The 14,085-nt window shown below is 74.3% G+C and carries 14 protein-coding genes; 6 read left to right on the top strand and 8 right to left on the bottom strand.

Annotated features, from left to right (window positions below; genetic code table 11):
* Window positions 1-42 precede the first annotated feature (42 nt).
* Window positions 43-1,173, bottom strand: coding sequence for an alpha/beta fold hydrolase (locus tag NX794_RS00860; protein ID WP_258776014.1), 1,131 nt, complete (start codon window positions 1,171-1,173; stop codon window positions 43-45).
* Window positions 1,174-1,294: 121 nt separating this feature from the next.
* On the opposite strand from NX794_RS00860, the gene NX794_RS00855 reads away from it, so the two are divergent.
* Both NX794_RS00855 and NX794_RS00850 read left to right on the top strand, forming a co-directional pair.
* Window positions 1,295-1,507 (top strand): MbtH family protein, encoded by a 213-nt coding sequence (locus NX794_RS00855; RefSeq protein WP_258776012.1) that lies wholly within the window; start codon window positions 1,295-1,297, stop codon window positions 1,505-1,507.
* A gap of 159 nt (window positions 1,508-1,666) precedes the next feature.
* Window positions 1,667-2,191: a GNAT family N-acetyltransferase gene (locus NX794_RS00850; protein ID WP_428985825.1), complete on the top strand. Its 525-nt coding sequence runs from the start codon at window positions 1,667-1,669 to the stop codon at window positions 2,189-2,191.
* Between the two features lie 64 nt (window positions 2,192-2,255).
* Here the strand turns inward: NX794_RS00850 and NX794_RS00845 are convergent, their stop codons facing one another.
* The 5 genes from NX794_RS00845 to NX794_RS00825 form a co-directional block, all read right to left on the bottom strand.
* Window positions 2,256-3,449, bottom strand: coding sequence for an acetylornithine transaminase (locus NX794_RS00845; protein WP_258776009.1), 1,194 nt, complete (start codon window positions 3,447-3,449; stop codon window positions 2,256-2,258).
* Window positions 3,446-4,387 carry an acetylglutamate kinase gene (gene argB / locus NX794_RS00840; RefSeq protein WP_309505950.1) on the bottom strand — a complete coding sequence of 314 codons (942 nt, stop codon included), beginning with the start codon at window positions 4,385-4,387 and terminating at the stop codon, window positions 3,446-3,448. The genes NX794_RS00845 and argB overlap by 4 nt, the downstream gene beginning before the upstream one ends.
* Window positions 4,388-4,398: 11 nt before the next feature.
* Window positions 4,399-5,550 (bottom strand): bifunctional glutamate N-acetyltransferase/amino-acid acetyltransferase ArgJ, encoded by a 1,152-nt coding sequence (gene argJ, locus NX794_RS00835; RefSeq protein WP_258776008.1) that lies wholly within the window; start codon window positions 5,548-5,550, stop codon window positions 4,399-4,401.
* A complete protein-coding gene (gene argC / locus NX794_RS00830; protein WP_258776006.1) occupies window positions 5,547-6,587 on the bottom strand; it encodes an N-acetyl-gamma-glutamyl-phosphate reductase in 1,041 nt (346 codons plus the stop codon). Before argC ends, argJ begins: the two co-directional genes overlap by 4 nt.
* A 294-nt stretch (window positions 6,588-6,881) precedes the next feature.
* Window positions 6,882-7,694, bottom strand: coding sequence for a sulfite exporter TauE/SafE family protein (locus tag NX794_RS00825; RefSeq protein ID WP_258776005.1), 813 nt, complete (start codon window positions 7,692-7,694; stop codon window positions 6,882-6,884).
* A gap of 93 nt (window positions 7,695-7,787) precedes the next feature.
* Between NX794_RS00825 and NX794_RS00820 the strand changes: the two genes are divergently transcribed.
* Window positions 7,788-8,552, top strand: a complete 765-nt coding sequence (locus tag NX794_RS00820) for an AraC family transcriptional regulator (protein WP_258776004.1) — start codon at window positions 7,788-7,790, stop codon at window positions 8,550-8,552.
* Between the two features lie 71 nt (window positions 8,553-8,623).
* Here the strand turns inward: NX794_RS00820 and NX794_RS00815 are convergent, their stop codons facing one another.
* Window positions 8,624-9,427 carry a LysR family transcriptional regulator gene (locus tag NX794_RS00815; RefSeq protein ID WP_258776003.1) on the bottom strand — a complete coding sequence of 268 codons (804 nt, stop codon included), beginning with the start codon at window positions 9,425-9,427 and terminating at the stop codon, window positions 8,624-8,626.
* On the opposite strand from NX794_RS00815, the gene NX794_RS00810 reads away from it, so the two are divergent.
* Window positions 9,428-10,357 carry an ABC transporter substrate-binding protein gene (locus tag NX794_RS00810; RefSeq protein ID WP_258776002.1) on the top strand — a complete coding sequence of 310 codons (930 nt, stop codon included), beginning with the start codon at window positions 9,428-9,430 and terminating at the stop codon, window positions 10,355-10,357.
* A gap of 65 nt (window positions 10,358-10,422) precedes the next feature.
* Here the strand turns inward: NX794_RS00810 and NX794_RS00805 are convergent, their stop codons facing one another.
* Entirely contained in the window at window positions 10,423-11,499 is a 1,077-nt protein-coding gene (locus NX794_RS00805) for a mannose-binding protein (protein ID WP_258776001.1), read from the bottom strand.
* A gap of 472 nt (window positions 11,500-11,971) precedes the next feature.
* Between NX794_RS00805 and NX794_RS00800 the strand changes: the two genes are divergently transcribed.
* Entirely contained in the window at window positions 11,972-12,697 is a 726-nt protein-coding gene (locus NX794_RS00800) for a type VII secretion system-associated protein (RefSeq protein WP_258775999.1), read from the top strand.
* Entirely contained in the window at window positions 12,694-13,950 is a 1,257-nt protein-coding gene (locus tag NX794_RS00795) for a ricin-type beta-trefoil lectin domain protein (protein ID WP_258775997.1), read from the top strand. The genes NX794_RS00800 and NX794_RS00795 overlap by 4 nt, the downstream gene beginning before the upstream one ends.
* Window positions 13,951-14,085: the final 135 nt, after the last annotated feature.

The raw sequence follows: 14,085 nt of genomic DNA, 5'->3' as shown, positions 1-14,085 counted from the left end.
TGCCCGGCGATCCGCCGGTGCCCGGGCCCCGTCACGTGCCGGTCAGGCCAGCGCCCAGGCGACATCCCTGAGCAGGGCCCCCCGCCAGCCCGCCCGGTCGTGGCCCGACGCCGACCGCGAGACCCGCACGCTCGCACCGCTCTCTGCCGTCAGGGCCTCGACCAGTTCGCAGTGCGGACGCATCCGGGTCTCGTGCTCGCCCAGGTCGAACGCGATCCGCAGCCCGGCGGGGGCCGGCCGCTCCCGCAGGCGCGCGGCGAGGGCGCCGCCGACCGGGCCGCCCAGCGGGTCCGGCTGCGCCAGGGCCTCCGGCGTCCACCAGAACGACCCCGACTGGCAGGCGACCCGGGACACCAGGTCCGGGAACTCCAGCGCCGCGTACAGCGCGCTCAGCCCGCCGAGGCTCTGTCCGGCGACCACCAGGCGGTCCGGGTCCGCGGGCACCCCGCTGTCCGCCACCAGCGGCAGCAGCTCGTCCCGTACCGCCTCCCACAGCTCCGGCCGGCACCCGAACTCGCCTTCCCGGTCCTTGGCCGGCACGAAGACCAGCGTGACCGGGGGCATGTCGCCGGCGGCGCAGGCCGCGTCGAACGCGGTCATGGCCGGATGCAGATGCAGCCAGTCGTCCCCGTCCAGCAGCAGGACCACCGGCCCGCCGCCGCCCACCGGATGGACGCGCACGGTGCGCCGCCCGCCCAGCCGTCCGCCGGTCCAGCGGACCCGGGTGCGGGGGAGCGGCAGCACGTCCTCGGCGCCGACGGCCGGCCAGTGCGGCTGGGCAGGGGCGTCCGGGGTGGCGAGGACGGACCGGTCGCCGCCGGCTCCGACCGGGTTGAACGGATCGGCGTACGACGCGTCGTCCGCGAGGAACCGGTAGGTCACCCGGAGCCGCGCGGGCATGCGCACCCGGGCGTACCAGCAGTCCGTGTCGCGCCACCGGACCAGCGGCACGGGGTCGGACCAGCTCTCGAACTCGATGACGGCCGGCGTGCCGCGCCACAGGAACAACGTGTCCCAGCCGCCGTCGCCCAACGGCACGGAGGCGGGAGTCGCCGCTGCCCAGAACCCGTCGGTGCCGGGCGCGCCGGTCAGACCGAACGCGGCGAAGGGGCTCTCCACGTCGCCCTCGTCCAGGGCGCCGGCCTCGTCCAGGGCCGGTTCGGCTCCACGCATCGGGGTCTCCTTGTGAGGGGAAAGGGGGAAACGTTAAGCTCTGTAATTAGGCGAGCCTAACCTAAGTGTGAGGCTCGCTTCATTTCCGAACTCCCCATCGGACTCCAGGAGGAACCACCGCATGAGCACCAACCCCTTCGACGACGCCGACGGCCGCTTCCTGGTCCTGGTGAACGACGAGGGCCAGCACTCCCTCTGGCCGTCCTTCGCGGAGGTGCCCGGAGGGTGGACGGTCGCCCTTGAGGAGACCACCCGCGACGCCTGCCTGGAGTACGTCGAGTCCCACTGGACCGACCTGCGTCCGCGCTCCCTCGCGGCGGCCGTCGACGCCTGACCGTTCGCGCGGTGCGTGGGGGCGAGTTGGCTCGTTCGAGTAGGTAAGGCTAGCCTTACTTTGGGTCGTCGGGGGTCGCGCGGCGCAACTCGCCCGCGCCCGGGCCCTGTCCGGGAGACCCCCGCGCCCGCGAACGGTGCACCCCGAGGAAGGACCGCCTTGACCACGGCCACGCTGCCCCCCGTCGCCCTCGCCGCGCTGCCGCCCCGAGCCCCCGTCACCAGACCGCACGGCACCCCCGGGTTCTCGGTGCGTCCGGCGCGCGAGGAGGACGGCCCCGCGCTCGCCGCCCTCTCCCGGCCGTTCGTCCACACGGGAGCGCTCCGTGAACGCCCCCTGGCCCTCTACCTGTCGAGGGCGTCCGACTTCCTCGTCGCCCAGGCCCCCGACGGCTCCCTCGAAGGCTGTGTCGGGCTGCGCGCACACCCCTCGGCGGGCGTGCTCTACAACTTCTGTGTCGCCGCCCACCGGCAGGGTTCGGGCATGGGCGGACGCCTGCTGCGCGCGGCGTTCGCCAGGGCGCGAAGCCGCTCACTGCCGACGCTGTTCACCGCCACGACCGGAGACGGCCGGCTCTTCCTCCGCCACGGCTTCACCCCGACCGACCCGGTCCTGGCACCGGCCACTTGGGCCCGGTCGCTGGACCCCGCCCGCGACGCACGCGTCCTGGCCATCACCCTCTAGCTGTACGACGTAGGGGCGGACCCGGCAATGGGCCCGCCCCTACGCTGTCCGCGCGGGACGCCGCTCAGGTCTCCCCGAGTGCCCTGTCGAAGATCGCCGGCAGCGCTGTCACCAGGGCGTCGGCCTGGCGCTCCGGAAGTGTCAGGGCGGGGGCCAGACGGAGGACGTCCGGTGCCGCCGCGTTCAGCAGGAACCCGGCGTGCTGCGCCGCCTGTTGGACCCGGGCGGCGACCGGCTCGGCGAGGACGATGCCCAGGAGCAGCCCCGCGCCCCGCACCTCGCGGACCAAGGGGTGCCGCAGCGCCGCGATGCCGTTGCGCAGTCGCTCGCCCAGCCGCGTGACGTGGGCGAGCAGACCCTCCTTCTCGATGGTCTCCAGAACAGCGAGGCCGGCCGCGCAGGCGACCGGGTTGCCGCCGAAGGTCGAGCCGTGCTGACCCGGGGTCAGCAGCTCGGCGGCCGGGCCGAAGGCGACCATGGCGCCGATCGGCAGACCGCCGCCGAGCCCCTTGGCCAGGGTGATCACGTCGGGGTCCACGCCCCGCTCCGCCTGGTGCGCGAACCAGTGGCCGGTACGGCCGATCCCGGTCTGCACCTCGTCCAGGACGAGCAGGGTGCCGGTGGCCCGGGTGATCTCGCGGGCGGCCCGGAGATAGCCCTCGGGCGCCGGGACGACCCCGGCCTCACCCTGGACCGGTTCGAGCACGACCGCCGCGGTGTGCTCGGTGACGGCCGCCCGGAGCGCCGCCGTGTCGCCGTAGGGCACGTGCGTCACCTCCGCGGGCAGCGGCAGGAACGGGTCGCGCTTGGCCGCCTGGCCGGTCAGGGCCAGCGCCCCCATGGTGCGCCCGTGGAACCCGCCCTCGGTCGCCACCAGATGCCGGCGACCGGTCCGCCGGGCCAGCTTGAACGCGGCCTCGACCGCCTCGGCGCCCGAGTTCGCGAAGAACACCCGGCCCGGCCGGCCCAGCAGCGCCAGCAGCCGTTCCGCCAGCGCGACCGGCGGCTCCGACACGAACAGGTTCGACACGTGCCCGAGCCGGGTCACCTGGTCCTGTACGGCCGCGGCCAGGGCCGGGTGGGCGTGCCCGAGGGCGTTGACGGCGATCCCGCCGGTGAAGTCGGTGTACGCGCGCCCCTCCTCGTCCCACACCGTGCTGCCCTCGCCCCTGACGAGGGCCAGCGGGGGCGTGCCGTAGGTGTCCATCAGCACCGCGCGCCAGCGCTCGGCGAGCGGGGTCGTACCGTCGGCGGTCACGTGCCGTCCTCCCTGCCGCCGAGCCCCTCGGGCACCGGCGCTTCGTCGGGCACCACCGTGGTGCCGGGCGCGTTCTCGGTGAAGACCCCGTGCAGCAGCGCGTGCGGTATCCGGCCGTCCACGACCTGGGCGCGGGTGACACCGCCCCGTACGGCTCGCAGGCAGCCCTCCATCTTCGGGAGCATGCCACTGGCCAACTCCGGCAGCAGCGCGTCGAGCTGATCGGCCGTCAGGCGGTCGATGACCTCGGTGCTGTGCGGCCAGTCCGCGTACAGCCCCTCGACGTCGGTCATCATCACGAGCCGGTCGGCGCCCAGCGCCACGGCCAGGGCCGACGCCGCGAGATCGGCGTTGACGTTGTAGACCGTGCCGTCCTCGCCGCGCGCGACGGGCGAGACCACGGGGATGCGGCCGTGCTCCAGCAGCGCGCCGATCGCGTCGGCCCGCACGGCCGTGATGTCGCCGACCAGGCCGATGTCCACCGGCCGGCCGGCCACCCAGGCGGGCCGCCGTACGGCGGTCATGGTGTGCGCGTCCTCGCCCGACAGGCCCACGGCGAACGGCCCGTGCGCGTTGATCGCCCCGACCAGCTCGCGCTGCACCCGGCCGGTGAGCACCATGCGCACGACGTCCATCGTCTCCGGTGTCGTCACGCGCAGACCCGCCTCGAAGCGCACCTCCAGGCCGAGCCGGTCGAGCAGTTCGCTGATCTGGGGCCCGCCGCCGTGCACGACCACGGGCCGCAGGCCCGCGTGCAGCAGCTCCACCACGTCCTGGGCGAACGTCCGGTACAGGGACGGGTCCACCATGGCGTTGCCGCCGAACTTCACGACGATCGTCCGGCCCTGCAACTGCTCCAGCCACGGCAGGTCCCGGGCGTCCGGCACCGCGTGCGTCGTCCGCGTCCCGGCCGGGTCCGCCGCCTTCGTCTCCGTCATCCCCGCCCCGCTCACGAGCTGTACGCGCTGTTCTCGTGGACGTACTCGGCCGTCAGGTCGTTGGTCCACACGACGGCGCGGGAGTCCCCGGAGCGCAGGTCCACGGTGACGGTGATCCGGCGGTCCGACAGGTCGACCTTGTCGCGCGGCTCGCCCTCGGCGCCGTCCCGGCAGACCCAGACGCCGTTGATCGCCACGTCCAGGAGGTCCGGGTCGAACACGGCCGACGTCGTACCGATCGCGGAGAGCACCCGCCCCCAGTTGGGATCCTCTCCGTGCAGCGCGCACTTGAGGAGGTTGTTGCGGGCCACCGAGCGGCCCACCTCGACGGCGTCCGCCTCCGAGGCCGCGCCGACGACGGCGACCTCGATCTCCTTGGACGCGCCCTCGGCGTCCGCGACCAACTGGCGGGCCAGGTCCTGGCACACGGCGTGCACGGCCGCGGTGAACCGCGTGGGATCGGGGACGACACCCGAGGCGCCCGAGGCGAGCAGCAGCACGGTGTCGTTGGTGGACATGCAGCCGTCGGAGTCCACCCGGTCGAAGGTGGTGCGCACCGCCTCGCGCAGGGCCGCGTCGAGGACTTCGGCACCTGCGTCGGCATCCGTGGTCAGGACGACGAGCATGGTGGCCAGGCCCGGGGCCAGCATGCCCGCGCCCTTCGCCATCCCTCCCACGGTCCAGCCGTCCCCGGCGGCCACCGCCGTCTTGTGCGCCGAGTCGGTCGTCTTGATGGCGACGGCCGCGTCCTCGCCCCCCTCGGGCGACAGCTGGTCCGCCGCGGTGGCGATGCCGGCCGTCACCCGGTCCATCGGCAGCCGGACGCCGATCAGACCGGTGGAACACACCGCGACCTCGTCGGCGGCCAAGTCCGTCTGACGCGCCGTGTGTTCGGCCATCGTCCGGGTGTCGCCGGCACCACCGGGCCCCGTGCAGGCGTTCGCGCCACCGGAGTTGAGGACGACGGCGGAGAGCCGCCCGTCGGCGAGTGCGCGGCGCGACCAGCGTACGGGCGCGGCCTGCACGCGGTTCGAGGTGAAGACACCGGCGGCGGCGCGCGACGGGCCCCGGTTCACGACCAGGGCCAGGTCCGGAGCACCGGACTCCTTGATGCCGACGGCGACTCCGCTGGCCAAAAATCCCCGGGCGGCGGTCACACTCACGGTGCCACTCCATTCGTGGGCAGGCCCAGCCGTTCCGGCAGGCCGAGGGCGATGTTCATGCTCTGCACCGCGCCACCCGCGGTGCCCTTCGTCAGGTTGTCGATGGCGCTCACGCAGATCAGCCTGCGGGCGTCCGGGTCCACGGCGAGCTGCACCTGCGCGGTGTTCGAGCCGAGGACGGCGGCGGTGGCGGGCCACCGGCCGGGCGGCAGCAGCCGCACGAACGGCTCGTCGGCGTACGCGGACTCGTAAGCGGCGCGCACGGCGTCCTCCGCCTCCGTCGCCGGCACGTCCGGGCCCAGCCGGGCTGAGCAGGTGGCGAGGATGCCCCGGGGCATGGGTGCCAGGGTCGGGGTGAAGGAGACCGTCACCCGCTCGCCGGCCGCCCGGGACAGGTTCTGCACCAGCTCCGGGGTGTGCCGGTGGCCGCCGCCGACGCCGTACGGGCTCATGGAGTTCATTACTTCGGCGCCGAGCAGGTGCGGCTTGAGCGAGCGCCCGGCGCCGGAGGTCCCGCTGGCGGCGACCACGACGGCCTCCGGTTCGACCAGGCGGGCGGTGTACGCGGGGAACAGCGCCAGCGTGACCGCGGTGGGGTAGCAGCCGGGGACCGCGATCCTGGTGGCCCCCTTCAACTCCTCGCGTGCGCCGGGCAGTTCGGGCAGGCCGTACGGCCAGGTCCCGGCGTGGGGGGAGCCGTAGAAGCGCTCCCAGGCGGCCGGGTCCCGCAGCCGGAAGTCCGCGCCGCAGTCGACGACCAGCGTCCCGGGCTCCAACTCCGCCGCGAGCGCGGCCGATTGGCCGTGGGGGAGGGCCAGGAACACCACGTCGTGGCCGCGCAGGGCCGCCGCGGAGGTGTCCAGCAGGACCCGGTCGGCGAGTTCCGGCAAGTGCGGCTGTACGGAGCCCAGCGGGCGGCCCGCGCTGGTGTGCGCCGTCACCGCGCCGATCTCCACACCGGGGTGCGAGGCCAGCAGGCGAAGCAGTTCCCCGCCGGCGTAGCCGCTGGCACCGGCCACCGCGACCCGTACGGTCATGTTCGTCCGTTCTCTTGGTTCGTATGGGGGCAGGCGGTGCGCGGGCCAAGGCCGGCGTCGGCAGCGGGGCGCGCTCACCCGTCCCGGGTCGCGGCCTGCCGGCGGGCGGAGCGGCCGGCCGGGAAACGCTGGTTCGCGGAGGAGCGGCCGGGCGGTGAGTGGCAGGAGCCGAAGTCCGGCAGACTCACCGCGTTCCCCTCCCTGACGGACCGTGAAGCGCCTGTTCCTCCGCGCGACCCTGTGCGTGATTAGCTTAGCCTAACCTAAGCCAGCCGCCGTCCCGGTGTGGGTCCCCTACGGGACCACCACTGTCATGGCCACCGCCACCACCACGAGCAGCCCGACGTACCCCCACGCGTGGACGCGGTCCGGAATGCGCGGCGGACGCCGCCGCAGCAACGCGATCACCGGCAGGGCGCCGGCCAGCAGCGCCACGGCGGACCGGACGTCGACGAGCCCCACCAGTTGCCCCCGCGCGTCCCCGGCGGCCGGCGCCGAGACGGAGACCAGGCAGACCGCGGCGGCCGGCAGCGAGACGGCCAGCGTGAGCGGGTTGGCCAGTGCCGTGGCCACGCCCATCGAATGCCCGGCGCGCCGCATCGCCGGGACGGTCATGACGCTGCCGCCCACGCCGAGGAAGGCCGCGACCGCGCCGACGGGCGCCCCGAGGAACGCCGGCAACGGCCGTGGCGTACTCCACTCCTCGTGCGGCGCGTCGCCGTGGCGCGGACGCAGGAAGCCGGGGCGCAGGAGTACATCGGCGACGGTGAGGACGACGTACCCGACGAAGGCCCAGTGCGCGAGCCCGGCCGGGGCCAGGCGCGCCGCGAGCGCACCGGCGAAAGCGCCGACGGCCAGCAGCGGGAGCAGCGGCCCGCTGCCGCGGAGCGCCGCCAGCACCCGCCGCGGTGTGACGGCCGTCGCGAACCCCGCGTTCACCACCATCACCAGCGCCGAGGTGGCCGTCGCCACCCGCATCGCCTCCGGCCCGAGCGCGGAATCCGCCCACACCACCACCGGCACCGTGACGAACCCGCCGCCGAAACCGAAGGCCACCGTCGTCAGCCCCGTCAGAAGCCCTATGCCGAGCAACACCACCACATCCATACCGTCCACCCCACCAGCCGTCCGCCCTGGCGCGCATGCGATGGTCGGCGCGATTCCTTCGCGTCCCGGCCACGCAGCCGGTACCGTGGCCGGGTGAGGAACGTGTCGCTGGGCGAGGTGGACCACGTCGAGCGGGCCGTCCTGCCGATCGGCACCGACTACCCGCACGGCCGGCTGCTGGACTGGCACGCACACCGGCGGGCGCAGTTCCTCTACGGCGCCACCGGCGTCATGGTCGTCGACACCGCCCACGGCAACTGGACCGTCCCGCCGGAGCGTGCCGTGCTGATCCCCGCCGCCACCCGGCACCGCGTGCGCATGCTCGGTGTGAGCACGCGCAGCCTGTACATCGAGCCGGACGCGGTCCCCTGGTGGCCCGGCACCTGCACGGTCGTCGACGTCCCGCCGCTGCTGCGCGAACTGCTGGCAGCGGCCGTCGAGTTCGAGGCCGACTACAGCCTCTCCGGGCGCGAGGGCGCCATCGCCACCCTCCTCGGCCACGAGATCGCCCGGCTGACCCCGCTCCCGCTGCACGTCCCAATCCCGGCCGCCGCCGACCTCGCCCGGCTCTGCCGCGCCTACCTGGCCGAGCCCGACGCCGGCACCACCAATCGCGAATGGGCCGACCGGGTGGCCATGAGCGAACGGGCCTTCACCCGGCGGTTCCGCGCGGAGGCCGGCGACAGCCCAGCGGTCTGGCGCGGTCGGGCCCGCCTGCTCGCGGCGCTACCGCTGCTGCGCACGGCATCGGTCAGCACGGTGGCCGGCCGGCTCGGCTACGCCTCTCCCGCCGCGTTCACCGCCGCCTTCACCCGGGTCGTCGGCACCCCACCGTCCCGCTTCACCGCCCGCCCCTGAGGACCGCCTTGCCGCCCCGGTGGACCTCGCGACCGCCGACTCGACGAAGTCCGAGGCCGGTACCGCGCCGATCACGTCCCAGCCGTACCGCCATGGGGCACGTCGAGCGCACCTCGCGGGGTGGTTCTCCGGGCGGGTTCCCAGCCCGCCGCGGCCATCTGGACGAAACCGCGGACGACCGGGCTGCGTTCGGTCTTGCGCCGGGCCACGACGAGGGCGCTCGCCGGGCGGTCGCGGAACGGGACGGTGACCAGGCCGGCGGGAAGGGGCTGGTCGACCGGGGCGAGTGCCGACGTCCCGTTCCACAGGGCCGCCTGCAGACACTCCTGGATCGTCCGCATGACCGGCGCCGCGTCGTCGTGTCCGCCGCCGGTCCAGTACGCGGCCCACACCGGGTCGGTGCCGGGCGGCAGCCGGACCCAGCCGCGGCCGGCGAGCGGGTCGTCGTCCCGCATGACCACGCCGACGGGCACCGGCCGCAGGACGTGCGTGCTGATGCCGGTGTCGTCGAACGGCGTGCGGGTGATCGCCACGTCGGCGAGCCCGGCGCGGAGTCCGGCCGTCGGGTCGCCGAGGTCCGCTTCGCGCACCGTGACGCGCACGTGCGGATGGCGGGCCCGGAAGAGCGGGACCAGCCGTCCGCCGACCTGCTCGGCCGCGTCCGCCAGTGTCCCGACGGTGAGGGTCGCCGTGCCCGCCGCGCCGGTCACCTTGCCGCGGATCCGGCCGGCCTGCCGCAGCAGCGCGTCCGACTCGTCGCGCAGGACCGTCCCGGCCGGGGTGAGGACGACGCCCCTGGGGGTGCGCTCGAACAGGGTGACACCCAGCTCGTCCTCCGGCTGCCGGATGGCCCGGCTGAGGGGCGGCTGTGTCATGTGCAGCCGGCTCGCCGCCCGGCCGACGTGGCGTTCACCATCGGATGTTTCCCGTACGACACGACACGCGCGCTGTTCGACGGCAGCGTGCGCGTCGCCGGTGCCGACGTCACCACGGAGACCGCGGACACCCTGCCGGAGGTCTTCGAACGGCTGATCCGGGGAGCGGAGTTCGACGTCGCCGAGCTCGGACTCACCTTCTACCTGCGGCTCCTGGAGACCGGCCTGCCGTACGTGGCGCTGCCGATCTTCCCGAACCGCGTGTTCCGGCACTCGTGCGTCTTCGTCAGCACCCGTAGCGGCATCACCGGACCCGGTGATCTCGTGGGCAGGACCATCGGTGAGTTCGGTGTCCACGGCCAGGACTCCGGGGTGTGGGCCAAGGGCATCCTGACGGACGAGTACGGCTTCCGGCCGGAGCGGAACCGGTGGGTCATCGGCGGCCTGGAACGCCCCGCGGCCCCGTTCGGCTTCATCCCGCACCCGCACCCCGAAGAGGTCGAGGTGACCACCGCGCCCCCGGGCAGGTCCCTGAGCGCGATGCTCGACGCGGGGGAGATCGACGCCCTGTTCTCGGCGAACGTCCCGCAGTGCGTGCTCGACGGCTCCCCGCACGTCTCCCGGCTGTTCCCAGACTTCGAGCCGCTGGAGCGCGACTACCACGGAGCTGGACGAGCGGCTGGCCGGGTAGGGCCCGCGGGGCGCTACCGCCGCGACCGCAGGCTGTACCAGGTCCCGACCATGGTGCCGTGGATGAACGCCCTGGTGGAGCGCAACGAGCGGGAGTTCCCCGAGGACTGGTGGCCCTACGGCATCGCCGCCAACCGCGCCACCTATCTGCGCTACCACCACGAGCAGGGGCTGTCCTCGCGGCGGTGGACGGTCGAGGACGTCTTCGCCCCGGAGTTCCGGGAACCGACCGGCGCCTGACCCGGCGGTCGGGCCCGGCGGTCGAGTCGAGCGGTCGGGTCAGGCGCCGGTCGGGTCGGCTCGGGTCAGGTCGTCCAGACCGTCTGGCCGTTGTAGACGATGGCGACCTTCGCGTCCGCGCGCAGCACCAGTCGGGCGCCGTCGCGGCCGTTCGTCTGGGAGGCCCAGATCGGACGGTTGTCGGCGTTGTAGACGACCAGGTTGCCGTCGCCCTGGAAGACGGCCCGGTGGTTCTGGCCGAAGGTCATGGTCGCCCAGAGCGCGTGCCCGTGCTCGTTGTAGACCACGAGGTTGCCGTCCGTCTGCATGACCAGGCGGATCCGGTTGGTGGTCCAGGCCTGGTTGACCTCCAGGACGCTGGTCGCCTGCACCGTCTCCGTGCTCCAGTTCGGCTTCTGGGCCGCCTTGTGCTTGGGTTTCGGCTTGGGCTTCGGCTTCGGCTTCGGCTTGGGCTTCTTCTTCTCGGCGGTGTGGCTCGGCGACGGCTTCGGCGGGGGCGGGGCGGACTGCGCGGCCACGGGCTTCGGGTCCGCGGTCTTCTTCGGCTTCTCCTTCGTCGGCGACGGGCTCGGCTTCTCCGTCACGTAGTCGCCGAGGGCGGCGGGCGTGGACTGCGGGTTCAGGACGGTGTCCGAGTCGTCCGCGGCCAGGCCGGCGGAGTGCCGGGGGCCCTCGTCGTTCCCGCTGCCGGTCAGCAGCACGGGGATCGCGACCAGGGCGGCGCCCAGCAGGGCGGCTCCCGCCAGCATCGACTTGTGCGGGCGCGCCCGGTCGACCTTGGTGTCCGTCTTGACGACCGGGGGCGTCACATCGACCGCCGCGGCCACCGCGATCGCGTCGGGGCGCGGCTCGGTGGCCTTGGAGGCGGCGGCGGGTGCGGCCGTGTTCTCTTCAGCGGAGGCGGCCGTGCCCTCCCCCTCCGGGGCGGCGGCGCTCTTCTCGGCCGGCTTCCGGGCCGGCTTCTCGGCCGACCCCTGGCCCGGCTTCTCGTCCGGCGTCGTGGCGGTGGTGGCCTCGGCCTCGGGCCCCGGCGCCGGTGTGTTCCCCTGCGGTGCGGGGGACGGCGGCGGGGAGCCGGCCTCGCCGGGGCGGGTGGCGGCCGCCTCCGTGTTCGCTCCGGGGGCGGGGTGCTGGGGGGACATGCGGTACTCCTCCTCGGTGGCGGAGCTCTCGGTGCTGGGCAGGGGTCCGTGGAACGGCCGGTCCGGGCGCACCGCGCCGGGTCCGCCGGGACTCGGGCGAGTGCCGTGCCGTAGCGAGCCGTCCGGCCCGGCCCCGTCCGGCCCTGTACGGCCCCGGCCCAGACGTCCGGCCGTGAGGTGCCGTACGTCGACGGAGCCGAAGGCACCCCCAACTTAGCCCGTCCGGGCGGCCGGGGCCGATCCTCTCGTTCCGGCGTACCGTCACTTTGTCCCACCACGCCTCACTGCTCCCGGAAAATTCTCCAAACGGGCGTACTACGGGCATGCGTTGGCCCCCAAACGGACCTGGTCGGTCCCCCCACGCGCGGGACTCGTGTGGCATCCTGAGGGCTCAGCGATCTGACCGGCGCCGACGTGCGCGTATGGCGTACGGCGCCCAACAGTTCGTACCGACCCAAGAGTTCAGGTGGAGATGCGCCCCGGAGAAAGCCGGCAGGGCGGGCAGGACGCCCGGTCCGTGGCGGCCCCGTCGATCTCCGCGCCGCCCAGGGTCCCCGAAGCGCCCGAGCCCGTCGACACCCCCGAGATCCCCGAGGCCGTGCGGGACGCCGCCCGTCGCGCGCCGGGACACTGGATCGGCGTCGTCGACCCCGAGTGGGACGGGCGGGAGACCCCGCCGGAGTGGGCGGTCGTGGGGGAGTGGCAGTCCGACGAGAGCGGGGGCGTGGGGGACTACCGCGCCAACCCGGCGTACCGCCCCTCGGCCCGCGCGCTCGGCTGGCCCGAGCCCACCGACCCGGTCGACGCCGCCGCCCAGCGGGCCGCCACCGGCTACGGCCCGGCGGACGCGGCCCTGGCCGCCCTCGCGGAGGCCGAGGTCACGGTCGTACGGGGGCCCGACGGCGCACCGCTCATCGCCGCCGGACGGGAGGGGGCGCCGGTGGTGCTGCTGTTCACCGCGCCGGCTCACGCGTTCCTGTCCGAGACACTGCACCACGACACCCTCCTGGCACGGGAGTTGGCGCGCACGCTGAGCGGCTCGGGCAGCCTGCTGATGGTCAACGCCGGCGCTGTGGCCCCGCTGCTCGTTCCGTCGGACGCCGTTCTCGAAGCCCCGGGTACGGCGGACGCCGGCACCGGGGACCGTACCGACAGCTCTCCTGAACCCTGGCCCCACACCACAGGGAGGAACCCGTGACGCGTCCGGACCAGCAGCGTCCCCCCGCCACTTCGCAGGTGGCGTCCGGTTCCGGCGGGGAGGAGACGGCCCCCACCGCCGTAGCCGCCACCGTCGGCGAACCGACGCCGAAACCGAAGCCACCGGCGTCGGCGCAGGGGGAGTCGGCGGCCGGGCCCCGCGCCGCCGAGGCCACGCGGGGGACCGCCGCGCGGGACACGCCCGAGATCTCTTCCAAGGACACTCCCGGCACACGTTCCCCCAGCACTCCCGATGCCCCCGCCGAGGCCGCGACCGCCCCCGAGTCCGCGCCGACCGCCGAGACCGACCCCGGCGCCGCCGCGGTCGCCAAGAGCCGGCTGCCCGCGCTCGTGCGGACCATGACCGCCACCGCGATCGGCCAGCCGGGGACCCGCACCGGACCGGTGGGGCGGCCCGGCAGGGCCGCGCTGGCGGGCGCCGCGCTCGGCGGGGCGCTGCTGGTGTCGGTGCCGTTCTTCCTGCTCGGCGGGAAGGACGACCACGACCGGGCGGCACCGACGGCCGCGGAGACCGTGCTCGGCGGCGACGCCGCGGAGGCGCCGGGCGACTACGCGCAGACCAAGCCGGACGCCGGCCCCTCCGACGAGCCCGCACAACAGGCGAAGAAGCCGGCCGCCTCCGGCCACGACGCGCCCGCGCCCGACCCGGAGAAGAAGCCGGCCACGCACGCGCCCGACAAGAAGCACCCGGACGCCGAGGACGCCCCGAAGCACAGCGGCGGCGGCAAGCACACCGGGAAGACCTCCGGCACCGCCAAGAAGACCGGCACCGCCGAGAAGACCAGCACCGCCAAGAAGTCCGGCAGCACCAAGAAGAAGGCCAAGAAGACCGGCACCGGGCTCATCCTCAACTTCCCCGTCTCCCTGCACAGTCACCTCTCGGGCCGCTGCGTCGACGTACCGAACGGCGACTTCGGCGACGGCAAGAAGCTGTGGGTGTGGGACTGCAACAACAGCAACGCGCAGAAGTTCCAGTTCGCCTCCGACGGCACCGTCCGCATCCAGGGCAAGTGCCTCGACGTGGCCAACGCGGACTACAACAACGGCACACCCATCCAGATCGCCTGGTGCAACGGCAACAACGCGCAGAAGTTCGCGCTGAACCCGGCCCACGACCTGGTCAACACCGTCGTCGGCAAATGTGTCGACATCCGGGACAACAACCGGGGCAACGGGGCCTGGCTGCAACTGTGGGACTGCTCCGGCACCGACAACCAGAAGTGGAGCGTCTGACCGGACGCTCGGCCGGGACCGCCGCTCCCGGCGCCCGCCCGACCCCCGGGACGAGGCATGATGGCACCTGTCGGTTCGCCGACCCGCGCCCCCGGAGAAGGGGGCGCCCGCTGAAGACGCCGCCATAGCGAGGAG

Source organism: Streptomyces pyxinicus (assembly GCF_024753135.1).
GTDB lineage: Bacteria > Actinomycetota > Actinomycetes > Streptomycetales > Streptomycetaceae > Streptomyces > Streptomyces pyxinicus.
This window is presented reverse-complemented; position numbering and strand designations above follow the sequence as displayed.